The sequence below is a fragment of the Pseudomonas algeriensis genome, assembly GCF_048847255.1.
Taxonomy (GTDB): domain Bacteria; phylum Pseudomonadota; class Gammaproteobacteria; order Pseudomonadales; family Pseudomonadaceae; genus Aquipseudomonas.
In genome coordinates, this window is the sequence record NZ_JBKKRK010000013.1 from 74,747 (window position 1) to 98,901 (window position 24,155).

The 24,155-nt window shown below is 60.3% G+C and carries 21 protein-coding genes; 12 read left to right on the forward strand and 9 right to left on the reverse strand.

Going from position 1 to position 24,155, the window contains the following annotated elements:
• Positions 1-99: 99 nt before the first annotated feature.
• Positions 100-4,392 carry a dermonecrotic toxin domain-containing protein gene (locus tag ACLK1G_RS18965; RefSeq protein WP_420766885.1) on the reverse strand — a complete coding sequence of 1,431 codons (4,293 nt, stop codon included), beginning with the start codon at positions 4,390-4,392 and terminating at the stop codon, positions 100-102.
• Positions 4,393-5,169: 777 nt separating this feature from the next.
• On the opposite strand from ACLK1G_RS18965, the gene ACLK1G_RS18970 reads away from it, so the two are divergent.
• Positions 5,170-6,201, forward strand: a complete 1,032-nt coding sequence (locus ACLK1G_RS18970) for an Ldh family oxidoreductase (RefSeq protein WP_420766821.1) — start codon at positions 5,170-5,172, stop codon at positions 6,199-6,201.
• Positions 6,202-6,261: 60 nt separating this feature from the next.
• On the opposite strand, the gene ACLK1G_RS18975 is transcribed toward ACLK1G_RS18970, so the two are convergent.
• Positions 6,262-6,579, reverse strand: a complete 318-nt coding sequence (locus tag ACLK1G_RS18975; protein ID WP_420766822.1) for an ElaB/YgaM/YqjD family protein — start codon at positions 6,577-6,579, stop codon at positions 6,262-6,264.
• 164 nt (positions 6,580-6,743) lie between these two features.
• Here ACLK1G_RS18975 and ACLK1G_RS18980 point away from each other — a divergent pair, with 164 nt between their 5' ends.
• A complete protein-coding gene (locus tag ACLK1G_RS18980) occupies positions 6,744-6,998 on the forward strand; it encodes a hypothetical protein (RefSeq protein WP_039591001.1) in 255 nt (84 codons plus the stop codon).
• 4 nt (positions 6,999-7,002) lie between these two features.
• On the opposite strand, the gene ACLK1G_RS18985 is transcribed toward ACLK1G_RS18980, so the two are convergent.
• Entirely contained in the window at positions 7,003-7,911 is a 909-nt protein-coding gene (locus ACLK1G_RS18985; RefSeq protein ID WP_420766823.1) for a LysR family transcriptional regulator, read from the reverse strand.
• Between the two features lie 84 nt (positions 7,912-7,995).
• Here ACLK1G_RS18985 and ACLK1G_RS18990 point away from each other — a divergent pair, with 84 nt between their 5' ends.
• Positions 7,996-8,919, forward strand: a complete 924-nt coding sequence (locus ACLK1G_RS18990) for a carbon-nitrogen hydrolase family protein (RefSeq protein ID WP_420766824.1) — start codon at positions 7,996-7,998, stop codon at positions 8,917-8,919.
• 1 nt (position 8,920) lies between these two features.
• Here the strand turns inward: ACLK1G_RS18990 and ACLK1G_RS18995 are convergent, their stop codons facing one another.
• On the reverse strand, positions 8,921-9,391 hold the full coding sequence (locus ACLK1G_RS18995) for an LEA/WHy family protein (protein WP_420766825.1): 471 nt from the start codon (positions 9,389-9,391) through the stop codon (positions 8,921-8,923).
• Positions 9,392-9,539: 148 nt separating this feature from the next.
• Here ACLK1G_RS18995 and ACLK1G_RS19000 point away from each other — a divergent pair, with 148 nt between their 5' ends.
• The 4 genes from ACLK1G_RS19000 to ACLK1G_RS19015 all read left to right on the forward strand — a co-directional run bounded on the left by ACLK1G_RS19000 (position 9,540) and on the right by ACLK1G_RS19015 (position 12,413).
• Positions 9,540-10,256 carry a helix-turn-helix transcriptional regulator gene (locus ACLK1G_RS19000; protein ID WP_420766826.1) on the forward strand — a complete coding sequence of 239 codons (717 nt, stop codon included), beginning with the start codon at positions 9,540-9,542 and terminating at the stop codon, positions 10,254-10,256.
• Positions 10,257-10,307: 51 nt separating this feature from the next.
• On the forward strand, positions 10,308-10,649 hold the full coding sequence (locus tag ACLK1G_RS19005; protein WP_420766827.1) for a nuclear transport factor 2 family protein: 342 nt from the start codon (positions 10,308-10,310) through the stop codon (positions 10,647-10,649).
• A gap of 93 nt (positions 10,650-10,742) precedes the next feature.
• Positions 10,743-11,864: a cell division protein ZapE gene (zapE, locus tag ACLK1G_RS19010; RefSeq protein ID WP_420766828.1), complete on the forward strand. Its 1,122-nt coding sequence runs from the start codon at positions 10,743-10,745 to the stop codon at positions 11,862-11,864.
• 54 nt (positions 11,865-11,918) lie between these two features.
• Positions 11,919-12,413, forward strand: coding sequence for a GNAT family N-acetyltransferase (locus tag ACLK1G_RS19015; protein ID WP_420766829.1), 495 nt, complete (start codon positions 11,919-11,921; stop codon positions 12,411-12,413).
• 17 nt (positions 12,414-12,430) lie between these two features.
• On the opposite strand, the gene ACLK1G_RS19020 is transcribed toward ACLK1G_RS19015, so the two are convergent.
• Both ACLK1G_RS19020 and ACLK1G_RS19025 read right to left on the reverse strand, forming a co-directional pair.
• Positions 12,431-14,170 carry a phosphoethanolamine transferase CptA gene (locus tag ACLK1G_RS19020; RefSeq protein WP_420766830.1) on the reverse strand — a complete coding sequence of 580 codons (1,740 nt, stop codon included), beginning with the start codon at positions 14,168-14,170 and terminating at the stop codon, positions 12,431-12,433.
• A gap of 269 nt (positions 14,171-14,439) precedes the next feature.
• The gene (locus ACLK1G_RS19025) at positions 14,440-14,613 is read right to left on the reverse strand and encodes a DUF6026 family protein (protein ID WP_196304772.1); all 174 of its coding nucleotides are present in this window, start codon (positions 14,611-14,613) and stop codon (positions 14,440-14,442) included.
• 273 nt (positions 14,614-14,886) lie between these two features.
• Here ACLK1G_RS19025 and gnd point away from each other — a divergent pair, with 273 nt between their 5' ends.
• The 4 genes from gnd (at position 14,887) to nhaA (ending at position 19,555) form a co-directional block, all read left to right on the forward strand.
• Positions 14,887-15,867, forward strand: a complete 981-nt coding sequence (gene gnd / locus ACLK1G_RS19030) for a phosphogluconate dehydrogenase (NAD(+)-dependent, decarboxylating) (protein WP_420766831.1) — start codon at positions 14,887-14,889, stop codon at positions 15,865-15,867.
• A complete protein-coding gene (zwf, locus tag ACLK1G_RS19035; RefSeq protein WP_420766832.1) occupies positions 15,864-17,384 on the forward strand; it encodes a glucose-6-phosphate dehydrogenase in 1,521 nt (506 codons plus the stop codon). Before gnd ends, zwf begins: the two co-directional genes overlap by 4 nt.
• Positions 17,381-18,202 (forward strand): HAD family hydrolase, encoded by an 822-nt coding sequence (locus ACLK1G_RS19040; protein WP_420766833.1) that lies wholly within the window; start codon positions 17,381-17,383, stop codon positions 18,200-18,202. The genes zwf and ACLK1G_RS19040 overlap by 4 nt, the downstream gene beginning before the upstream one ends.
• 207 nt (positions 18,203-18,409) lie before the next feature.
• Positions 18,410-19,555, forward strand: coding sequence for a Na+/H+ antiporter NhaA (gene nhaA, locus ACLK1G_RS19045; protein WP_420766834.1), 1,146 nt, complete (start codon positions 18,410-18,412; stop codon positions 19,553-19,555).
• Positions 19,556-19,668: 113 nt separating this feature from the next.
• Here nhaA and ACLK1G_RS19050 read toward each other — a convergent pair whose 3' ends face one another.
• Positions 19,669-19,935 carry a hypothetical protein gene (locus tag ACLK1G_RS19050; RefSeq protein WP_030142711.1) on the reverse strand — a complete coding sequence of 89 codons (267 nt, stop codon included), beginning with the start codon at positions 19,933-19,935 and terminating at the stop codon, positions 19,669-19,671.
• A 343-nt stretch (positions 19,936-20,278) separates the two neighbouring features.
• Between ACLK1G_RS19050 and ACLK1G_RS19055 the strand changes: the two genes are divergently transcribed.
• Positions 20,279-21,604, forward strand: coding sequence for a sigma-54 dependent transcriptional regulator (locus ACLK1G_RS19055; RefSeq protein ID WP_420766835.1), 1,326 nt, complete (start codon positions 20,279-20,281; stop codon positions 21,602-21,604).
• 453 nt (positions 21,605-22,057) lie between these two features.
• On the opposite strand, the gene fapF is transcribed toward ACLK1G_RS19055, so the two are convergent.
• Both fapF and fapE read right to left on the reverse strand, forming a co-directional pair.
• Entirely contained in the window at positions 22,058-23,341 is a 1,284-nt protein-coding gene (gene fapF / locus ACLK1G_RS19060) for a fibril amyloid transporter FapF (RefSeq protein WP_420766836.1), read from the reverse strand.
• 46 nt (positions 23,342-23,387) lie between these two features.
• Complete coding sequence (gene fapE / locus ACLK1G_RS19065) at positions 23,388-24,134, reverse strand: fibril amyloid subunit FapE (protein WP_420766837.1); 747 nt, start codon at positions 24,132-24,134, stop codon at positions 23,388-23,390.
• Between the last annotated feature and the right edge of the window lie 21 nt (positions 24,135-24,155).

The following is a 24,155-nucleotide window of genomic DNA, read 5'->3' on the forward strand; positions in this document are numbered from 1 at the left end:
GTTGGTCAGACGTAGGAGCGTCCAGGTCCGGGTCGTACTGTCGCACACATGCCGTGAAAAAAAGATCAACGGCCTTGGCATGCCCACGGCTCAACGCACTCAAGTGGAACGCGATGGACTCGGATCGAGCTGGCGCCCCAATTCACAAATCAGCAGCGTGACCGAATCGGCGTTACGGAGTATGACGTCGATGCGCTTGTCCGGCAAAACCGGGTTCAAGAACGCGTTTCGTGCTTCGTCCATGCTCCGTGTGTCGGTGACTTTCAAAATGGCCTTGGCAATGTCTTTATACATTGGCAACAACTCCAACCTCTTGTAACTGTTGTCGGTACTGTCCCACTGTCTGAACAGCTTGGATTTTGCCGTGCCCAGGGAAAGCCCATTGAGTTGCAGCTCCTTCTGCGTGTCATAGCGTGTTTGCCCCAGGTGGGTCGAGGTTGAAATCAAGTCGGGAAACGGCAGCGCAGCGTCCAGGTAGATGATGTCGATCGTGTCGATGAGCTGGTGGGATATCTCGTGGATAAGCGTCGCGCCTTGGGCATGCGCGTCGACGTTGAAGAACGCCGGCACCACGGTCTTGTACCAGTCCAGCCCCGGTTCGAAGAAAAACTGCGTCAGGTAGATTCGCCCGCGCGCCGCAGGTTCGAGCACAAATGCGGTTGCCCGGTCTTCCAGGTATTTCAAATTGCCAATGACGATACGGCTGGCGTTCTGCTGTTCCCAGGTGGGGTCGGCCAACGCCCTGCATATCGGGAAAATGGCCGTCTCCACTTTGCCGATCAGGGCGCTGTCGACCTGTCGGACCCCAAAGAACGACATCAGGAAGCTATCCAGCCGAGAACCTGGCAAAGGCTGCTTTTTGAACTGCTCTAGATTGAGCAAGGCGTTCAGCGAATAGAATCTGGCGGTTTCCACTGCCTGTACGATGACGTTGGCGCGATAAGGAGACTTCTTGCGTATCTCAGCCATCCCGCGCGCTTCGATGTTCAAGGATCCCTTTGCCTTGAAATCGCTATAGGTCACGGCCATTTTCGACCCCGCCTTGCCGAAACGAATGGTCTGTCGCTGTGGGTCGATTGCCCATGTCGTTTCGTCGGCGCTATACCTCAGCAACGGTCCTTCGTCATCACCGTGGATAATGCGCCAGCCCCGGCCGGCCCTTGCCACTTGATAGACCTTGCCGGCCAGGGGCACGTAGAACTTGCCTTCTTCCGTTGATTCGTAGGTGCCGTCGGCCCGGTTCTGCTGGAGCGCCCAGAGGCTGATGCCTATGGCTTCGAAGGCCTGTAAGTCGGTGCGCAGTGGCGCGGTGCAGGCGATTTCCTGCCACCCGGGCGTCGAGGAGCCGCTTGGCGAGGCCGGTTCGGCGGGATCGAGGAGGCCGAATGTATCGTCGCGATTGAGCAAACCCAGCGACACCATTTCCGCGGCGCCGGCGATGAAATCATGCAGGCCGGTTTTCCAGTCGTGCTGCTGCAGGGCTTCGGCCGAACCCTTGAAGTCCTGATAGCTCTCCCAAAGCGTTTCCAGGAACGTCAATCTGGCCGGTAGCTGCCTACCCACCAATCCGATCCCAGAACTGAACAGGTGCAGCACCGTTGCCCAGTCGAATGGGCGATGGTCCTGGTTCTTCGTCCCCAGCATATCCAGTATCAACGTCGCGTTGTCGTTGTACAGGGTTTCGAATACATCGGTGTCGATCGGATTCGAAGCGAGGGTAATCTCCGACAGTTGCCCGAGGGTGGCGGTAAACAGATTCCGGAAGGTGGCTCGCTGGTCTTCGGGCAGCCGGCGGACCAGCAGGTCCTGAAGCGCGCCGGGGGCATTGAGGGCGGCGACGATGCTTGGTTCATCCTTGAACTCGGCCAGGGAATGCCCCTCGTGGTAGGGAGCATATAAAACATGAGGGTCCGCCGGATCGGCGCTCGAGCTGATCACATAGAGCCCGAGCGCCCTCACCGCGACGGCGCCGCCGGTCTTGATCAGCTCCAGTGGACGTATGAACGCACCGGCACCCCTGACCGCTCGACGGGCGATGGCGTCCGGCATGTCCAGGACCTGGAGGATCAAGTCGAACGCCTTCGGGGAAATGTGCTGTTGCAGAAGACGTGAGTGGGCGTATTGCAACAATTGCCATGGCAGTTGCTGGCGAAAGCGTCGCTTCCTGGGCTGGACATCGGAAATTGCGCCGCAAAGCGCTTGTTTCACCTGATGTTTGTAAGTGCTCTGAATATCGAGCGACGACAACATCTGCCGCACCGCCAGTTCGTTCAGGCTGTCTGGCAATGATTGCGTGGAGGTCGAGGAAACCTTGAAGCCCTTGCTGGTGACATCGATGGGGTGCAAGGCAAAGTCGGTCAATGAACTGGCAGGGCCGACCACCGCCAGGTTTGGCGTGATCTGGATGGTTTCGGGGTTGAGTCTGTCATCGGGGAAACGTGCGTCCAGCAGTGCTTGCAGACGATTTTGCACGTAGGTACGCAGGGGTTCGATGCCGTCCAGGTAATCCTTGCCATCGGCTACGCTGCTTTTGTATTGCTCCAGGATCTCGACGTGCAAACGTTGATCCTCGAGGGGGGCAGCGCCGAGCCAGGCGGGCAGTTTTTGCCGGTATTTGCTGGCCTGGGCGATGGCCGTGGCGTGTTTCAGGTTGGTGGGCGCTCCTTTTTCCAGCAGGGCTTCAAGACCGTTGGCCAGTGCCGAGCGGGTCAGTTGCCAATCCCCGCTTTTCAGGGCACTCAGGTAGGCGTACTCAGTCTCGAAAAGGTGGATGAACGAGGTCATTCGATTCATCAGCACGTTGTCTTCGATCAGTTCGTAGGTGTCCAGTTGATAGCGTCGGTGGGGCAGGCGCTGGGCGGGGGGAAGGTTGGACAGCAAGCCAAATCGCCTGCGGGAATCAAGCAGTTGCCGATTCAATTGTCGAGTGGCCAGGTCGACCGAGGCGAATGCCTGTAGCCCGTCGGCAGGTGTCCAGACGATCGCCATGCCCGAGTACGGCGTATCGAGGCCACCACGCTCGGTCAATAGAAAACAGTTGGCCAGTGGCAGCGAGATGGCGACGCCGGACGATGCGCACGTCAGTTTCAATGAATAAACGTCTGGCCGGAATCCCCTGACGCCGATGCGCCGCCGGCGATCCGGGTAGTCGGGGTCGAAGGCGAACACCGTCGTGATCAGTTCATGGGCGATTGTCGGCAGCGTGGCGTCGATCGAGCGTAGATCAGCCTCTGCGCGAATCCCCACCGAAAATACATTGGTCAACTGTGGAAGCAATTGCCTGAGTCCGTTTTGAAGCGAAGACCTGAGAAACGATGGCAGCCTGGAAAATTCGCTAGCGAAGGCGCCTTCCACGTCGATGTAGCTCTTGGCCCTTCTTTCCATCTGATCGGCCAGGAAGTTGGAAAGTCGCAGCTTTCCATGGAAAGCGGGCTGGGTCCCCCAATGCCCGGCGGTCTTTTGATTCAATAGCTTGTTGCTGATGAAGGCTCGTATGTCGAGGGCCTTGTCGACGAGTGCATGGACATTCACCTGGCCCTGGCGGGACATTTGCAGCGCATACCGCAGGTTGTGCGTCTGTTTGTCGATGATCGCGCCAGCCAGTGAATCAGCGATAGGCATGTCTATCGGTTCGCCGCAAATTTGCGGATGCTCGAAACCCAGGAGCCGATTGCGCTCGTCCAGGTCCAGCAGGCTGTAGATCGCCTCCTTTTGCTCGGGCGTGCTGATCAGCGCTTCTTTGAATCCAAGGTAATTGCCAACGACTTGAAGGCCGTCGGTGGGCGTGTAGAGGTAATGACCTTGCCCGCTGACCATCAGCGATCCGGCGAGCTCCACGAAGTTAGGTTCGTATTCCCCGAGGCGCACCGTCTCGATGAACAGCACTGCCTCGTCCCGGCGCGACGGCCTGAACAGCCGAAGCAACTCGCGGCCCTGGGCCTCCGTCAGCTGGTTTTTTTCTCGTTTGATCAGAATGGCCGCCCACAGGGCGTCCTGAATGAATTGGGCCAGGAATTGGCGCCGAGACGTGTGGAAGGGGCCGCTGGTGTCCCAGAACGCGTTGACACGATCGATCAGCTTCGGGATCAGCCTTATCGCCGCACCCTTGATGATCGCTTCCCACTCCTGTCCGGAATAGGACGACGCAGGCGTGTCAGGGTGGGTCAGGTCGGCAAGATGCCCGGCTGGCCAGCCTTGATGGTGGAAATAGACCAGCACCGCCTCGCTCAGGGGAATGCTTTGGGTGACATGAATCGCCTCGGGCGCCTGGGTGTAGTCGATCTTGGACAGCGCAATGCGTACCTGCCTGGGATCGAGGCCGGGTAGCGCGTCGCCCAGTATCTGGTCCAGCAGCGTCGCGAGCGGGGGCAACTTGACCAATTCCTCCACCATGGACAGCACGTTGTGGTGCTGGGCATGTTCGATGGTGTTGAGTTGAGTCTCGAAAACGTCCCCGTCGATGGCCTGCCAGGATTGTTCGATATCCGTCGTGCCCTTCAGTTCGCTGCGCTGGGCAATCGACAGGAGCCGAAACAGATTGTTGCGATCGCGGTTGTCCAGCAGTGTCTGGTCAATCCAGGCCCGGAGCGCTGCGGGACTGTCGAACTTGCGAACGCCGTCCCATGGCGTGTACAGGAATGCTGGATCGACGGCGGTATCGCCGCGTCTGGGCGTGGTTCGAAGGCAAAAGCAGCCAGCCAACGCAATGGCCGGCTTGCCTTCGGCGCTGAACTGGATGGTCTCGGCGATCATCGGAGGCGTCTGTGCGGCGCGTTGCGCATGGGTGGGCAGCGAAACGTTTTGCAGCCAGTCGAGGTCGGCCTGCGTCAGGCCATGGTGTGCCTCCAGCTCATCCAAGCCCTTGGCGGCCAACAGCTGGGGAAATAATAACGGCAGTGCTGCTGTGCTCATCGTCGCTTCTCGTAAGGGCAGGCCAATGCGGCGTCCCGGTGGATGAAGGGGCCAGACTAGGCCACGCTGAAAGGGCACAGGTGGTACATAGTTACCGCATGGACGATGGGCGTGTCTGCCAGGCTCGCTGGCGAACGCCCCGGCCCAAAGGGTTGCTTGCGCAAAGGTTGACAGCGCGCTCATGGGGCAGTGTTAATCAGCCCAAGTCTTGTCGTTTCAACGCTGTTGCTACCTCCTACAATCACTCAGGAGCTTCAGATGTCCGCGCTTCCCGATCACACCGGTCCTTGCACGTTATCCCTTGACGCCTTGGTTGGGCTGTTGGAGCAGATCTTCCTGCGCCACGGCACATCGGCAGAGGTCGCCCGCACCCTCGCCGAAAACTGCGCCGCAGCCGAGCGCGACGGGGCCCATAGCCATGGAGTTTTCCGCATGCCGGGTTATGTCTCCACGCTCAAAAGCGGTTGGGTCGACGGCCGAGCCGTGCCGGTGGTCGAGGATGTCGCCTCAGGTTTCGTACGGGTGGACGCCGGCAATGGCTTTGCCCAGCCTGCTCTGGCGGCCGCGCGGCCCTTGCTGGTGGAAAAGGCCCGCAGCGCCGGTATCGCGGTGCTGGCGATCCGCAACTCCCATCATTTCGCGGCGCTTTGGCCGGACGTCGAGCCGTTTGCCTATGAAGGGTTGGTGGCACTGAGCGTTGTCAACAGCATGACCTGCGTAGTGCCTCATGGGGCGGACCGCCCCTTGTTCGGCACCAACCCCATCGCTTTCGCCGCGCCACGCGCCGGTGGCGAGCCGATCGTCTTCGACCTTGCCACCAGCGCCATCGCCCACGGCGATGTGCAGATTGCCGCGCGCAAAGGCGAGCTGCTGCCGCCGGGAATGGGGGTGGATAGCCTGGGCCAGCCGACCCGCGACCCGAAGGCAATTCTCGAAGGCGGGGCGCTCTTGCCATTTGGTGGGCACAAGGGGTCGGCGTTGTCGATGATGGTCGAATTGCTGGCGGCGGCGTTAACCGGGGGCAATTTTTCCTTCGAGTTCGACTGGCGCAACCACCCCGGCGCCAAAACGCCTTGGACTGGGCAATTGTTGATCGTCATCGACCCCAGCAAGGCCGCTGGGCAAGGATTTGCCGAGCGCAGCCAGGAACTTGTCAGGCAGATGCACGGAGTGGGGCTGCGCCGTTTGCCCGGTGATCGTCGGCACCGGGAGCGCGGCAAGTCCACAGAACAGGGCATCACGCTGGATGAGCAGGCGTACGCTCAGTTGCGGGAACTGGCGGGAGCGTAGACCGAAGGCCAGTGGTTTTTTCATGGCAAGGGAGCGGTCTCCCTTGCCTTGGGTCGGTGCTCAACGTCGCCCGAGCAATAACCCCACCACGAGGCCAAACCCCGCGGAAATAGCAACAGTCTGCCAAGGGTGCCCGCCAATATAGACTTGCGTTGCATCGACCATCGGCCGCGTGCGCTCCCGGGCGCTGGCAACCGCATCCAAAGCCTGTTGCAGTTTCAGGGCGATCTGGCCGCGCAGGTTTTCAGCATCCTCGCCGACCAAGGACGCACTGCTCTTGAGTAATTTTTCCGACTCTTCGATCAATGCCTTCAGTTCGCTGAAGGCTTGATCCTTGATTTGCTCTCCGTTCGGTTGCGCGGCGCTTTTACGGGCCATTGAGGTGCTCCTTGAGAATGGATGGCAGTGAACAGTGGAGTGCCACGCTTCGGTAAAAGTTGCACTGCCAGGGGTGCGTCCGTACAGCGCAGGGCCAATTCGGTGTTAAGCCGTTTCCCCGCAAGGTGTAAGATGCCGCCTATTTACGCAACAGGAAATTCCCCATGAGTTTCAATCTGGCTGACAGGCCCCTGGCCGAGCGCGCCGCGCTGGAAGACGAAAAATCCCGGCTCTTCGAACTTTGGCAAAACAACCTGGGCAAGGCCAAGGGCGACGCCGCCCGGTTGTTCGGCGAGCGTTCCAAGCGCAAGGGCAAGTGGGCCGAATGGGTACGCGCCGAACTGGACGGCATGTCGCCCCCGGAATACGCCAACATGGTGCGCAGCGAGGTCAATCGACTGATGGCCGCCAATAAATAAAAACTTACGCAAAGGTCGCGATGATCGCCTCGCGCACCTTGTCCACCGCCAGGTCCTTCTGCCCGTGGGTCCGCGACCCCAGCTCGATGGGATAGCGCGGCAAGGCCAGCGGGCAGGGCACCAATGCCAGGCCGCTGAGCTGGGCGATGGCGCGGGCGGCATGGTCTGGGATGGTCGCCACGGCCTGGCTGTCCTTGAGCAGGAACGGCAGCGCCGCAAAATGCGTGGTCGAGGCACATACTCTTCGTCGCAGGCCCAGCGCGGCCAGCCCCTCATCGGTGATGCCGATGAAGCCGCCGGACGACACCAACAGATGCTCCCGCGCGACGAAGGCTTCGAGGGTAAGGTCCTGCTGGCCCGCTGCCAGACTGGCCGGATCCATGAGGCAAGCGTAGCCACCTTCGCCGAGGACCCTGCGACTCAGCAGCCGTTCGGTAAATCCCCCCGCCGTAATCGCCAGGTCCAGACTGCGCTCCATCAAGGCCCTGCCGACGATCTGGCTATGGGTCTGGCGAAAGATCAAGCGCAGGCCCGGCGCCCGTCGTGCCACTTCCTCTATCAGACGGCGTCCATAGGCGATCTCGAAATCATCGGATAAGCCGAGGATGACGGATCGACCTTCGTAGTGGCTGGCGCCAGGATCGACCATTGCCAGGCTCTGGCGGCACTTGTCCAAGGCTTCACTGATGACGGGTTTCAACTGGTTGGCGCGCAAGGTAGGGGCCAGGCCCCGACCCGTGCGCACGAACAGCTGGTCGTCATAAATGCCGCGAAGCCTGCGCAGCGCCGCACTGATGGCGGACTGGGTGACCCCCAGGCGCAACGCGGCGCGGCTTGCGCTGGATTCGTCGTGCAAGGCTTCGAAGGTTTTCAGCAGGTTAAGATCGACGTCGACGATATTCATTTGGCTCATATCTTTTAGCAGCGTTTCGGGCTTTATTGATGATCGGCCGTGGCGTGAAAATCAGCAATACCTGAAACCACGGAGTTCAAGACCATGCCCAAATCCATCGTCGCTGCCCTGCAAATCGGCTCGCTACCGGGTGGCAAAGCCGAAACACTGACGCAGATCCTTTCCTATGAAGAGGCAATTCGCGACGCGGGCGCTCGTTTGGTCGTAATGCCGGAGGCGCTGCTGGGTGGTTATCCCAAGGGCGAGGGTTTTGGAACGCAATTGGGCTATCGGCTACCGGAAGGACGCGAGGCGTTCGCTCGCTACTTCGCCAACGCCATCGACGTACCTGGCGTCGAGACGGAGGCATTGGCCGGCCTGTCGGCGCGCACCGGGGCAAGCCTGGTGCTGGGTGTTATCGAGCGGGCCGGCAATACCTTGTATTGCACGGCCCTGTACTTCGAGCCCGACGCCGGCTTGGTTGCCAAGCACCGTAAGCTGATGCCCACCGGCACAGAACGGTTGATCTGGGGCAAGGGCGACGGGTCGACTCTGCCGGTGATCGACAGTCAGGTGGGTCGCGTGGGCGCGGCGGTGTGCTGGGAAAACATGATGCCGCTGCTGCGCACGGCGATGTATGCCAAAGGCGTCGACGTCTGGTGTGCCCCAACGGTGGATGAGCGGGAGATGTGGCAAGTGAGCATGCGGCATATCGCTCACGAAGGTCGTTGCTTCGTGGTCAGTGCCTGCCAGGTCCAGGCATCCCCCGAGGCGCTGGGAGTCGAAGTGGCTAACTGGCCGGCACAACGGCCATTGATCGCCGGCGGCAGCGTGATCGTTGGCCCCATGGGGGACGTGCTGGCTGGCCCGTTGAAGGGTACCGCCGGGTTGCTGACCGCTGAAATCGACACCGACGAATTGGTGCGTGCGCGCTATGACTATGATGTGGTCGGCCACTACGCCCGGCCCGACGTGTTCGAACTGGTGGTGGACGAGCGGGCCAAGCCGGGCGTGCGCTTCACTGCATGAGTCACCAGGTGGCCGAGGCGCCTGGCAAGTCAAGGGTCCCGCGGTCGACGAAGCGCATCGTGCCGAATACACCGCCGGCGAGCTTGCCCTTGAGTACATAGGGCAGGTTGTCCAGGCGCTGGGTCTGGCTCAGGCCCAGCGTCTGGCGCAGCACCGAAAAGGCCGAGATGCTCACCGGCACGCTCAATACGCCTTCGGAGAAACGCGGGATCGAGCCGCTCTGGTCACTGACGCCCGTCGCCAGGGTGTGGCCGTTGACTTCCAGGTCCAGCGCGACGCCGTTGTACTCGATAGTGGTTTCGTTGGGGTTCTGTAAGCGCAGTTTCACCGCAAAGCGCAGTTCCATGCCCTGGCTGGGTAACGGCTCGATACCGACCACGTTGATGTTCAGCGGATCCCGTTGCTGGAAGAGGGCGCAGGCGCTCAGGCTGAGCACTATCAAAATGAGGGACAAGCCGCGGATTGTGCGCATGAAAGGGGGCTCTCGCGTTGGGGCGGGTGGGACAGGACAATAACATTCCACTCGCCATGAGGCTCAAGTCAAAGCGGTGTCGCCTACTGACAGTTTCTGACACCAGCCTCTGCTAATCTGCTGCAACTTTCCTCGTGGGCCTATCATCGTGTCGCGAACCACTCGGCTGCTTACTTTGTTGCAAGTCTTGCGGGGCAAGCGATGCCCAGTCACGGCTGCGACATTGGCGGGCGAGTTGAAGGTCTCCGAGCGCACGCTTTATCGCGATATCGCCGAACTCACGGCCCTCGGCGCACCGATCCAGGGCGAGGCAGGCATCGGCTATGTGCTACGCAGCGGCCTGTTCTTGCCGCCCTTGATGTTCACCGCCGATGAAATCGAGGCCATCGTGCTGGGTTTGCGTTATGTCGACCAGCGCGGCGACGAGGTGCTGGGCAAGGCAGCCGCCGATGCCCTGGCCAAGGTCGAGGCGGTGCTGGCGCCCGGTTTGCGCGATGCGCTGCACAACCCCACCGTATTACCGGGCCCGGCGGGCTACGGCTATCCGCAAAACACTGTCGAGCTGAATGTCTATCGCCAGGCCATTCGCACGCAGGCCAAGCTGCATATCGACTACGCCGATGTGAACAAGACCCCGAGCCAGCGCTTGATCTGGCCGCTGGCCCTGGGTTTTTTCAATGAGGCTCGGGTAGTGGTGGCCTGGTGCGAATTGCGTGGCGCCTATCGTACTTTTCGCACGGACCGGATTGCCTCGGCCGTCGTCCAGGGCGAGCGTTATCCAGGCAGGCGCAGTGACTGGCTGCGCGCCTGGTTTGCGCTGATGAATCTCGACGAGGCGGGGCGTTTCACTGCTGACAAAAACTGACACAGCGCTGTTTTAGCATGGCCTTGAAACGAAAAAACAAGGAGCCCTGACATGTCCAATCCCGTCTCTTCCCTGGCGCCGGCCATCGCCGGCTACATTGCCGCCGCAAACGCCCGCGACAGCTCGGCGGTGACGCGTTTCTTTGCCGAAGACGCCAATGTGTTCGATGAAGGCAACCATCGGGTCGGCGCCCGGGCCATCGCTCAATGGATGGAAGACACCGCGCGGCGCTACCAGCCACGGGTGGAAGTGCTCAACGTGCAGCAGCGTACCGGAAAGGTGCTGGTCCACAACCTGATCTCCGGGACCTTCCCTGGCAGCCCGCTCGAGTTGCGCTATACCTTCCGACTCGATGAGCAGGGGAAGATCAGCCGGTTGGATATTTCTGTCTAGGGGGTGGGGTTTGGGTAAACCCGATTGAGGAGAAACGCACGGAATCGCCCCGCATGGCATACTCCCCACCTTTGCCTTCCGGACCCGGGCCGTATGACTTTCGACTCACCCTTGAGCGCTTGGCAACACGCTATCGAACACCATGGTTTTGTCCAGGATGAAGCCCAGGAGTTGGCCATCATGGCCCTTGAGCAATGCCACAAGGCATTGCATGAGGGCCGCAAGTCGATCAAGGGCGTCTATCTGTGGGGGCCGGTCGGGCGCGGCAAGACGTGGCTCATGGACCGCTTCTATGAAAGCCTCAAGGTTCCGGCCCGTCGGCAACACTTCCACCATTTCATGGCCTGGGTGCATCAGCGCTCGTTCCAGCTCACCGGCACACCGGACCCGTTGCAGGCGCTTGCGCGGGAGTTGAGCCGAGAAGTGCGCGTGCTGTGCTTCGACGAGCTGTTCGTCACGGACATCGGCGATGCGATCATTCTTGGCCGCCTGTTCCAGGTCATGTTCGAATTGGGCATGGTTGTGGTCAGCACCTCCAACCTGCCGCCGGATGAACTTTATGCCAGCGGCCATAACCGGGAGCGATTCCTGCCGACCATCGCGTCCATCAAACGCTACATGCAAGTAGTTCCGGTCAATGGCTGGCAAGACCACCGCCAGCACCCGGGGGCGCTGCAGCAGCGCTACTGGGTGCGTGACCCGGCCCAGGCGGACCCTTTGGCGGAGGTATTCGACCGGTTGAGCAAGGGGCAGGCACCTGTCAGTCAGCCGATCGAAGTCGGCCATCGCCAGGTCGTGGCGCTCAAGGCTTGTGACAAGGTGCTCTGGAGCCGCTATCCGGATCTCTGCGAACAACCGTTCTCGGCCGTCGACTTCATGGCGCTGTGCGACCGTTTCAGCGCCATCCTTCTCAGCGATGTCCCGTGCCTGAGCGCCGAACAGCGTGAAGGGCGTATCGCCCGTGGCACCGAGGACGGGGTGGAGCGGGTCGAGGCCGGCGACCGCGAGTTGCCGCAGCTGTCGATACACGACGATGGCGTCCGTCGGTTCATCGCCCTGGTCGATGAGTGTTATGACCGAAAGGTGCCGTTGTATCTGTCGGCCCAGGTTCCGATGGACCAGTTGTACACGGAGGGCTATCTGCAATTCCCGTTTCGCCGTACTCTCAGTCGCCTCCAGGAAATGCAATTGCAACGTTTCGGTCAGCTCGCCTGACCGGATCCCGCCGCGGCCAAGCCGCCGGCCATACCGAAAACGAGATGGAAGATCATGGAAGAAGCCAAGGAAATCCTTGTATTGCAAGCCAGCTACAGCAATCCGATCCATGCCGAAGCGATTTGCCACGTGCTCAACGGCTACGCCGAGGATCCGATGGGTGGCGGCCATTCGCTACCGGCCGAAGTGCTTGCGCATTTGCCCCAGGAGCTTGCCAAGCGCGCGCATGCCTTCAGTGTGCTGGCGTTCGTCAATGGTGAACCGGCAGGGTTGATAAATTGCTTCGAGGGTTTCTCGACGTTTGCCTGCCGACCGTTGGTGAACGTCCACGACGTTGCGGTGATGCCAGCGTTTCGCGGGCTGGGCTTGAGCCAGAAGATGTTGCAGAAAGTCGAAGATATTGCCCGCCAGCGTGGGTGCTGCAAGATCACCCTGGAAGTGCTGGAAGGCAACGCCGTGGCCCAGGCCAGTTATGCCAAGTTCGGTTTTGCCGCCGGCATGTTCGACCCGGCCCATGGCCGTATGTTGTTCTGGATCAAACCCCTGTAGCAACGGGGACTTTTCGGCTACTTCAAAACGACCTGGCCCGCCGGACCCTTGGGTTTCATGAGGCTGAAATCGATCAGCGCCTTATGCTGGCTTTGATAGGGGTTGCCGATCAGCAATGGGCGCGCCGTGAACGAATTGCTGACCAGGCTTTTGCTCCGGTCCAGCCCATCGAAGTTCAAGCCCGCCAAGTCCGCCCAGGTGTGGATCAGGTGTGAGCTGCTGTAAGGACGTGACAGGTCGCCGGTGAAGTTCCAGTCATGGGTTTCGCGCCATTTGGGCGAGGCCCAGGCCATGAACGGAATGGTGTACATCGGCGCGGTCGGCTTGCCTTCGTTGCGGCCCAGGGTGTCATGCCCTGGCGAATCGAAGACGTCCTCGCCATGGTCCGACAGGTACAACAGGAAACCGTTGGGGTCGGTGCGGGCGTAGTCCTTGATCAGGCTGGAGACGACGAAGTCGTTGTACAGCACCGCGTTGTCGTAGCTGTTGTAGGTCGGCACCTGGTCGTCACGTACGCCGGCGGGCACGCCCTGGCGATCGGTGAATTTATTGAAGGTCGGCGGATAGCGGTATTGATAACTCATGTGTGTGCCGAGCAGGTGAACCACGATCAGCTTGCGTGGCGCGGTGTCCGCCAGGGCTTTGTTGAACGGTTCGATCACGTCGCCATCGTATTGCGCGGCATTCTGGTTGCGGTTGTTGTTCAGGTAGACCTGCTCATCGGCCTGTTGGGAGAAGGTTGTGAGCATGGTGTTGCGCTTGGTCATCGTCTGCTGGTTGGTGATCCAGAACGTCTTGTAGCCGGCCTGTTTCATCATGCTCACCAGTGACGGTGTGCTGAGGTAGAGGTCGGGACTTTCCTCGTCGGCGAAGGTCAGCACCTGCTGCAAGGCTTCGATGGTGTAGGGCCGCGGGGTGATGACATTGTCAAATACCGCGAGTTGATCCTTGAGCTTGTCCAGCTCCGGCGTCGTTTCCCTCGGATAGCCATACAGGCTCATGCGCTGGCGATTGGTGGATTCGCCGATCACCAGCACCAGGGTCGCGGGCTGGTTGGCCGCGCTGTCTTTGAGGTTGCGCAGGGGCGCTATCTTGCTGGTGCTGTGAAGCATGCCTTGCATGTTTTCCAGCTGTTCACCGTAGCGACGATAAGCCACCAGCATCTGCCAGGGCACGGCCGGCTCGATGCGATCCTCGAATTTCTCCAGACCACCGGCAAGCGTGCCAGTGCGCAGGGTCTGCTTGACCAATGGGTAACCGACGACGGCAACGAGGATCAGGCCGGCGGCGATGATCGCCTGGCCCCGGGGCAAATAGACCGGGCGCAGGCGTGTCCAGAGGAAATAGCCAACCAGGGTGTGTGCGAGGAACGCCGGCACCATCCACCAAGCGAAATACTGGGTCATGTATTCGCCGGCTTCGTTCACGTTCGACTCGAACATGATGAAGATGACGCTTTGGGAAAATTCCTGCTGGTAAATAAAGAAATAGCCCAGGCTGGCCATCGAGCATGCCCACAGCACCACGCCGATCGCCGCGGCGAGCAGGCGCGTGCGAGCCGGAAACAGCAGCAGCGGCGCCAGCCAGAACGCACTCATGACGAATGCTTGGCGAAACCCGGTGAAACCTGAGGTATCGCTTGCCAGGATAAGCAGTTGGGTAATGCCGGAAAAATACCAGAAGAACAGAAAAAGCCAGCCGAACCCGGCCCAATCGAAACTTTTCGCAGTCGTTTTGCTGCGTTTGAACACACTCATCAAGCGCTCCAGCTTTTGCCGACGGGGTCCACTGGCACCGATCTGGCGCCGGCAGTATGCGTCGTAACTATTTGTCAGCGCAGGAGTATTGCGAGGGTGGTGTGAAAACTTCGTGAGTTTTTTGCAGGCGAATCATGGCGTCCGGTTCCGCTGGTGTGGCGGAAACGGCTTTGTGGCGATGGAGCAAGCTCGATCGCCACAAGGGTAACTGGGAGTGTTTGTCAGTGTGACACCGGCTCGCCCGGTGCCACGTGCCGCCTGGGCCAGAATCAGCGAGCCAAAGCCTGGCTCTGGTAAGGAAGCTGTGCGTGTTGCAACTGCAAGCGCAACTGCGTCACTTCATCAAGCAGCAAATCACGCTCTTCTTTCAGCAGGCGTAGTTCGTCGCGACGAATGGTCACGTAAAGGGTCTGAGGAGGACGTGCGGTAACGACAGGGCCCATTGCTCACCTCGCAAATGGCTACATCAACTAGAGAGATGTCGTCAGTTTCTTGGCGACAATTCTTTATCGGCACCAATTCTGAATACTTTTGCCCGTTGATGGAACTTTTTTATTTTTCATGGTCGACGTGTCTTCGGCGGGTTATTGAACGTTATCCTTTGTGATCGGGCGATTTACCCGGAAACTATGCGGCAATGCTCTGGACTAACCTCCACAAGTCACCTTGAGCTAAACCTTTGACACACCTTAATTTGTAGTAGGAAGCATCAGCACATGCAACTCGGGATCATCGGACTGGGCCGCATGGGCGGCAATATTGCACGGCGCCTGATGCTCAATGGGCACACCACCGTTGTTTATGACCGCAATGCCGCTTTCGTCGAAAACCTGAGCCAGGAAGGCGCGACGGGGGTCGCGGACCTGCCGGCTCTGGTCGCCGGGCTGCAAAAGCCTCGGGCGGTCTGGGTCATGCTGCCGGCCGGCGCACCCACCGAGGACACCATCAACGTGCTCAGCGAACTGCTGGAGCCGGGCGACGTGGTCATCGATGGCGGTAACACGTATTACAAGGACGACATCCGCCGCGCCCAGACGCTGTCGGAAAAAGGCTTGAACTACATTGATGTCGGCACCTCCGGTGGCGTCTGGGGGCTCGAGCGCGGTTACTGCATGATGATCGGTGGCGACGCCGACGTCGTTCGTCGCCTGGACCCGCTGTTTGAAAGCCTCGCGCCAGGCATGGGCGATATTCCACGCACCCGTGACCGCAAGTCCGACGACGATCGCGCCGAACGAGGCTATATCCATGCGGGCCCGGCCGGCTCTGGGCACTTCGTCAAGATGATCCACAACGGCATCGAATACGGAATGATGCAAGCGTTCGCCGAGGGCTTCGACATCCTCAAGACAAAATCCAGCGAAAGCCTGCCGCCTGAACAGCGCTTCGACCTGAACCTGGCCGACATCGCCGAAGTCTGGCGTCGTGGCAGCGTGGTGTCGTCCTGGCTGTTGGACCTGACCGCCGATGCATTGGCCAGCGATCCGAAGTTGGATGGCTTTTCCGGCGAAGTGGCCGACAGTGGGGAAGGGCGCTGGACCATCGAGGCCGCCATCGAGCAAGCGGTGCCGGTGCCGGTACTGTCCAGTTCGCTGTTTGCCCGTTTCCGCTCCCGTCAGCAGGCGACCTATGGCGACAAGATGCTCTCGGCCATGCGCTTTGGCTTCGGCGGCCATGTGGAGACTACGAAAAAATGACCTCGATCGGCAGGAAGTCCAAGGCTCAACCTGCGCCACCGACCACGCTGTTCCTGTTCGGTGCCCATGGAGACCTGGTCAAGCGCTTGCTCATGCCGGCGCTTTACCACCTCAGCCGTGACGGGCTGTTGGGGGATGGCCTGCAGATCGTTGGTGTTGACCACAACGCCATCAGCGATGTGGATTTTGCAAAAAAACTCGAGGATTTCATTCGTAGCGAAGCGGCGAGCAAGGGCGGCGATCCCGACCGCGCGCTCGATCCGACGCTGTGGGCCAGCCTGGCCCAAGGCATCAGTTACGTCCAAGGTGACTTCCTCGATGACAGCACCTACGAAGCGCTGGCGGCGAAAATCGCCGCCAGCGGCACTGGCAATGCGGTTTTCTATCTGGCGACCGCGCCACGTTTTTTCAGTGAAGTGGTCCGCCGCCTTGGCGCGGCCGGGCTGCTTCAAGAGCAGGATGACGCCTTCCGGCGCGTGGTGATCGAGAAGCCGTTCGGCTCCGACCTGCACACCGCCGAGGCGCTCAATGCCTGCCTGCTCAAGGTCATGGGCGAAAAGCAGATCTATCGGATCGACCATTACCTGGGCAAGGAGACGGTACAGAACATTCTGGTCAGCCGTTTCTCCAACAGCTTGTTCGAGGCGTTCTGGAACAACCACTACATCGACCACGTGCAGATCACGGCCGCCGAAACCGTTGGCGTCGAAACCCGTGGCAGTTTTTATGAGCACACCGGCGCCCTGCGGGACATGGTGCCCAACCACTTGTTCCAATTGCTGGCGATGGTCGCCATGGAACCGCCGGCCGCTTTCGGTGCCGACGCGGTGCGCGGCGAGAAGGCCAAGGTGGTGGGGGCGATCCGCCCCTGGTCGGTGGAACAGGCGCGCGCCAATTCGGTACGTGGCCAATACACGGCCGGGGAAGTAGGCGGCAACGCAGTGAAGGGTTACCGCGAGGAAACCAACGTCGCGCCCGACAGCAGCACCGAAACCTACGTCGCCCTGAAAGTCATGATCGATAACTGGCGGTGGGTCGGCGTGCCGTTCTACCTGCGCACCGGCAAGCGCATGAGCGTGCGCGACACGGAAATCGTTATCTGCTTCAAACCGGCGCCTTACGCTCAGTTCCGTGACACTGAAGTCGACGAATTGCAACCTACCTACTTGAGAATCCAGATCCAGCCTAACGAAGGCATGTGGTTCGACCTGTTGGCCAAGCGGCCTGGGCCGGCCCTCGACATGGCGAATATCGAGCTGGGTTTTGCCTACAAGGATTTCTTCGAAATGCAGCCGTCCACGGGTTACGAAACCCTGATCTACGATTGCCTGACAGGCGACCAGACGTTGTTCCAGCGCGCCGACAACATCGAAAACGGCTGGCGCGCGGTGCAGCCGTTCCTCGACGCGTGGCGAGAAGACGCAACGGTGCAGCCGTACAAGGCCGGGGAGGACGGCCCGGCGGCCGCTGATGATCTGCTGACTCGCGACGGTCGCGTCTGGCATGGCCTCGGATGAGTAATCAGCTGAAACGCCCCATCCGCTTCCTGCTTAGTGATATGGACGGCACCTTACTGCTGCCTGATCACAGCCTCAGCCAGCGCACCATCGCCGCCGTCCGCTCGTTGCGCGAGGCCGGCGTGTTGTTCAGCCTCGCCACCGGACGGCCGCCACGGGCAATGTTGCAGCAGATCGAGGCGCTGGGCGTCGATTTGCCGACAGCAGCGTTCAACGGCGGTACGCTGGTGCATCCGGACGGCACCTTCCTGGCCGTGCATTACCTGCCGCCCGAGGCGGCGCTGGCCACCCTGGCCTTGTACGCCGATCAGCCCGGCATCGAGGTCTGGGTGTTTGCCGACGGCGATTGGCTGGTGCGCGACGCCAATGGGCCCATGGTGCCGGTGGAAACCCGTGGCCTGGGTTATCCGCCTGTCGAAGTGGACAGTTTCGAACCCTATCTGGAGCGCATCGACAAGATCGTTGCGACAAGCGCCAACACAGACTTGCTGGTGGAGCTGGAGGCGCGCTTGCACCCACTGCTCAAAGGCCAGGCCCAGGTATCGCGTTCGCAACCGATCTATCTGGACGTGACCGCGATGAAGGCGAACAAGGGGGAGGCGCTGTCGACCCTGGCCGAGTTCCTCGGCGTGCCGCTGGAGCAGACCGCCGCAATGGGGGATGGTGGCAACGACCCGGCGATGTTCCACCGCGCGGGGCTTTCGATTGCGATGGGGCAGGCCGAAGAGGCGATCAAGCGTCAGGCTGACGTCGTCACCGCAGCCAACACCGAGGACGGTGCGGCGTTGGCGATCGAGCGGTACATCCTGCCGCGGTGACTTCCCTTCCATCCCGGATGATTGGGCGGGCTCTTTCTTATGGTGGTCATGCTTGCCAGCCGCCGTTTTTTCCCGAGCCTGAAATTTGTTTCCATCAAGTTGTAAGACAACTGCCCCGCTGGCTTGAGTATTGGGTAGAATCCGACGCTGATCGGATTATGGGAGGAAACAATGGGGAATAGCTCAACTCAGGGCGGTGATACGCGCATGGCCACGCCGCTGGAACGCTTCATGCAATCGGAGTCCTCGGGCGGCATCGTGCTCATGTTTTCGGCGCTCGCCGCGCTGATCGTGGCTAACAGCCCACTGTTCACCACTTATACGAGCGTACTGCATGCCTCTTTTCTGGGTATGTCTGTTGAACACTGGGTCAACGATGCGCTGATGGCGATATTTTTTCTATTGGTAGGCCTCGAGATCAAACGTGAGATGCAGATAGGCGAACTCGCCAAATGGAGCCAGAGGGCACTGCCGGGTTTTGCCGCCCTGGGGGGCATGATTGTCCCCGCGCTTATCTACGCCTGGGTCAATAGGCATTCTTCTGAAACGTTGGCGGGTTGGGCCATCCCCGCAGCAACCGACATTGCATTTGCGCTGGGTGTGCTCTCGTTGCTGGGCAACCGAGTGCCGATGTCTCTCAAGGTCTTCCTCTCAGCCCTTGCCATTCTGGATGACCTGGGCGCGGTCGCTATCATTGCCATGTTCTATACCAGCGGCCTGGACGTGACCATGCTTGCGGCTTCCGCTGGGGTGATTGCAGTGTTGCTGGTCATGAACAAGGCCGGGGTAACCAGACTGTTGCCCTATCTGGCGCTGGGTTTGGTGTTGTGGGTGCTGGTTCTAAAATCCGGTGTACACGCAACGCTGGCGGGGGTCGCACTTGCCTTTTGCATCCCGCTGAACAAAGACGCCCCTGCAGAGGATTCCCCATCCCTCAAGCTTGAACGACGGTTATCGCCGTGGGTCGCTTTTCTCATCATGCCGATCTTCGGTTTTGCCAATGCCGGTGTCTCCCTGGCGGGTGTGTCATTGAGCAACCTGCTGGATCCCGTGCCGTTGGGGGTCGCCGCGGGACTGTTGCTGGGCAAACAGCTCGGCGTCTTCACCTTCGCGCTGGTGGCGATCAAGACCGGGCTGGCGCAAATGCCGACCCACAGTTCGTGGCGGCAAGTATATGGCGTGGCGTTGTTGTGCGGGATCGGGTTCACGATGAGCTTGTTTATCGGCAACCTGGCGTTCCCCGGTGCGCAGTTGTTGATCGATGAAGTGAAGGTTGGCGTATTGGCTGGTTCTACATTGGCTGCACTTGCGGGCATTCTGGTGTTGCGGTTTTGCGCCACTTCCAAGGCTTGAAAGAAGAAGACCGCCGAACGGCTTGATCTCACCTATAAAAAAACGGCGCTTATCCAGAAATGGAAAGCGCCGTTTTTTTGGTTCTGAAAAAGAACCGGTATTTCTTGGGGAAGTTATTCCGGCATCGACCAGGATTGAAGTTTGTAGCCTTCCTGGCTCAGTTCGGCACGGGCCTGTTTCAACAGGTCGGCAAGTTGCGCCGGGTCGGTGTAGGCGCTGCTTGGAATCTGGGTACGACCGATATGGGTATTGGTGCGGTCAATGACGGTCAGGCTCAGTTCGCCGTTACCGTCTTGTGGGGCCCAGGCCACGCATTGGAAAGGACGGAATGCGCGGTCGGCAATCAAAAGAGCTTCGTTGATACGGAGCGGGGCGTTCATGGCGTTTATCTCTCAAGGGTGCCCAATCAAATGATGTGCCGTCGGTTGGGCATACCGTGCGGCGGGTTACTTGTACTGATGTCCCGAACCCGGGACCAGGTCACACAATCTTTGAATAAATTTCGATTTTCTTTCAGACCAGGCTTTTCGGCTTTTGTTTGAAAGCGTGGTGAAAGATTCGACGCGCGGAAACTAACGAAGCGCATTTCTTATAACCGGTTTTGGGCCGACTTGATAACTAATCGATACAAGCAAGTGTCAACTTCTTGCTACTGTTACATGCAGGTTCGCCAAACGACTGTTTCTAATCATATTTCCTTAATTTTGGCGCCAAGGATCAGTCATGATCGAAGCCAGTGCGTTGCGTCGCCTTCTCGTGGTTGACCCTTGTGATGATTGCCATCGCCTGATGCCAGGCTTGCGCGCCATCGGCTGGGATGTCGACAGCTGTTCCCTTGAGCATGCCAGCGACCGGAGCTGTGACGTCGGCCTCTTGCGCTTGCAGCCCTTCCATCTGGAGCGGCCGGAAGCGGTCAAGGAACTGATCAGCCGCAGCGGGACTGAATGGATCGCCGTGCTCAGCCAGGAAGTGCTGCGCCTGCAGAACGTCGGGGATTTTGTCTGCGAATGGTTCTTTGACTTCCACACCCTGCCGTTCGATGTGTCCAGGGTCCAGGTGACGCTGGGGCGGGCGTTCGGCATGGCGCGGTTGCGGGGGCAGGGCTCTGTCCACATCGATCAGCCTGAACACGAGCTGCTGGGCGACAGCAAGCCAATTCGCGAGCTGCGCAAGTTACTGAGCAAACTGGCGCCGGCTGAATCGCCCGTACTGATTCGCGGCGAGAGCGGCACCGGCAAGGAGTTGGTGGCGAGAACCCTGCATTGCCAGTCCCATCGGCGTAACAAACCGTTCATTGCGATCAATTGTGGCGCGATCCCGGAGCATCTGATCCAGTCCGAGCTGTTTGGCCACGAGAAGGGCGCCTTCACCGGCGCCCATCAACGCAAGATCGGACGGATCGAAGCCGCCCACGGTGGCACGTTGTTCCTCGACGAAATTGGTGACTTGCCGCTGGAATTGCAGGCCAATCTGCTGCGATTCCTCCAGGAAAAACACATCGAGCGGGTCGGTGGCAGCCAGCCGATTGCCGTTGATGTCAGGGTGTTGGCGGCGACACATGTGGACTTGGAAGCGGCCATCGAGCTCCGGCGTTTCCGAGAGGATCTGTACTATCGCTTGAACGTTCTGCAAGTCGTGATGGCGCCGTTGCGGGAGCGTCATGGCGACTTGGCGATGCTGGCGAGCCATTTTTCCCATTTCTACAGTCACGAAACCGGTCGCCGACCTCGCAGTTTCAGCGAGGACGCATTAGTGGCGATGGGGATGCACGACTGGCCCGGCAACGTGCGCGAGCTGGCCAACCGCGTCCGTCGCGGCCTGGTACTGGCGGAAGGGCGACAGATCGAAGCCCGGGACCTGGGCCTGGCCAGCCATCAGGGCGTCGTCGCCCCGATGGGTACCCTGGAAGACTACAAGACCCGCGCCGAACGCCAGGCTTTGAGCGACGTGCTCAATCGCCACAGCGACAACCTGAGCGTGGCGGCCCGTGTGCTGGGCGTGTCGCGTCCGACGTTCTATCGGCTGCTGCACAAGCACCAGATTCGCTGAACGGCCGCGCTCCCACAGTGGGGAGTCAGCTTTCCAGACCGCGTCGTTCGATCACGCCGAATACGTCCGTCGCTTCCAGCCCCCACAACCGACCGGTAGGACGCCCCCAAACCCCATGGCGAGGGAGCTTGCTCCCGCTCGGTGGCGCAGCGGCCGTAAAACCGGGCGAGGTGGTGGAGCTGGAGAAATGGAATCGCTGATTCGGGGCCGCTTCGCAGCCCAGCGGGAGCAAGCTCCCTCGCCACGGGGTGCAACGCTGCTGGTCACAGGCCCGACGCGATACTTGTGGGAGCGAGCTTGCTCGCGATGACATTCGAGATTTGTACTGGGATTGCCCGCGCCAGTAAATGTCGCCATCGAAGCCAGCAATCTCCATCACCAGGATTCGCCGACCTGGCTGATGCGCAAGGCTGTGATCTCCCACAGTTGTCGATTGCATGATCAGCCTTTGCATCAGAAGTAATACGGGAATTTCAGGCTGAAGGTGAAATCCGGTGCGTCGTCGGTCAGCCCGATGGACAGGTTGGGCACGATGGTCAGGTTGTCGCTGGCGGCCAGGGTCATGCCGATGTTGAAGTAGCCCGCGTTGGCGTCGCTGGACACCACCGATTCCCAATCCCCGCCGTCCTGCTTGAGCTTGCTTTTCTTCTGGATCAAGTCGGAGACCGAAAACGACATGCTCATCTTCTCGTTCAGGGCAAAGGCGATACCCGCGCCGATCTGGAAGCTGTCGCCGATCCGCACCTTGCCAGGCACCTCCTGGTTGACGGTCGAGCTGATGTCGTCGAAGGATTCTTCGAAATTGTGGGTGTAGGAAAGGCTGCCGAACAGCACGGCCGGATCGAACGTCTTGACCAGGGAGATGCCCGGGGTGATAGACCAGACGCCGTTGCCCGTGGGCAAGTCTTCGGGGACGAACAGGTTGGTGTTGGCCTGGGACTGGCGCAGCTTGATGCCAAACGGATCCTTGCCGGTGGGTGCCTTGACGCGAAGGGTCACCACGGCATCCGGGCTGCTGACCGATTCATCCATGAATTTGTAGGCAATGCCGAAATTCACGTCGCCGATGGTCGGGTCGCGGGTGACGGTTTCTTCGCTGGTCACCCCGGCGGCCCCTTGATTGGCGCCACCGGACTGGTAGGTTGATTCGCGATAGATCACCGGCACATTGAGGTCGAACTGCCAGCGGTTGTCGAAGTTGTAGCGACCGGTGAGGTCCAGCGTCCAGGTGTCGGCCTTGATCCGATCGAGGTTGATATTGCCCAGGAAAATCGAATCCAGGGCCAGGAAACCGTTGAGGATCAGCTGTCGCGTGTCGTAGCGCGAATAAGTCACGCCGGTTTCGAAGCTGAATTTTCCGCCGCCGAAGAAGCCGCTGGCTTCATCGTAGAGGTTGGAGACGCTCTGGGCCGGCTGCGAATCGTCGGCCAGGGACTGTCCGTAGCCGCTGCCGCCTGAACTGGCCGCGCCGCTGCCCGCCACGCCCTGGTTGCCTTTCATGTCGGCCGGGGATTTAGCCAGGCGCTTGGGCGGTGGGGCGGTGGGTTGGTCTTCCACCTGGCGGACGCGTTGTTCGAGGACCGCCAGGGCTTTTTGCTGGACCTCGTACCGTTGCCTGAGCTCTAGAAGTTCTTGTTTCAGGGCCTCGATATCCGAGTCCGGTGCAGCTTGCACCAGGATCGCCGGGAACATCGTGCTTAAACACATCACAGCGCGCAACGATACGGATCGATACATGAAATATGCCGTCCCTATTTGCCCAATGATTGGAGATCAGCGTAGATCAATATCCGAGGTTTCGAAGGCCGCGCAGCTGCGTAAGGTTGCAGTCCAGGGCTCCGGTGCTGGGGCCATTGTTGTTCAGCACGACATTGAGCTGGGTCATGTTGTTGACCAGGTTGCTGTTACCCAGCAGGCGGGTGTTCTGCAACAAGCCACCCTGGGCCACCTGCTGCAGGGTATTGCCCTGGTTATGGTTGGCCTGGATCGCCATCTGCACGCCGCTGCCGGTCGCGGTGACAGCGACGCTGCCGGCGGCGTTGCTGCCGCTGATGGTCTGGCCCTTGGTCAACAGTTGGCCTTGCGAGGGGGCCAGGGCAGGGGCGTGGCTGCTTTCCTTCACGTTGATGCTGACGTTGTTATAGGCCGTGTTGCCGTCACCCGCGGCTCGCACGCTTTGGGTCACGCCCTGGCCCGAGCCCAGGCCGGCGCCGCCGGTGACCGTGCCGTTGCCCTGTTCCGGGACGCTGCCGTTGCCGGTCTGCTTGATGGTGGACACATAGAACTGCGGTTTGACCGTCGAGGCCTGGATCTGCATGGAGCTTGACGCGCCAATCACGTCGCCACTGGCGTTCCGCCAGGTGCTGCTCATGACGATGCCAAAGCTGATGACTCGCCCAGGCATGACATAACGACCCCGAAGCTCGGCGAGTTCCTGATCCTTGACTTCGATGGGTTTGAAACCGGCGTGGGCAAGACCCGACGTCGTTGCGGCCAGGCAGGCCAGCGTGAGCCAGTATGAGGTTTTCATGTGTTGCTCCCGGAGCTTCCT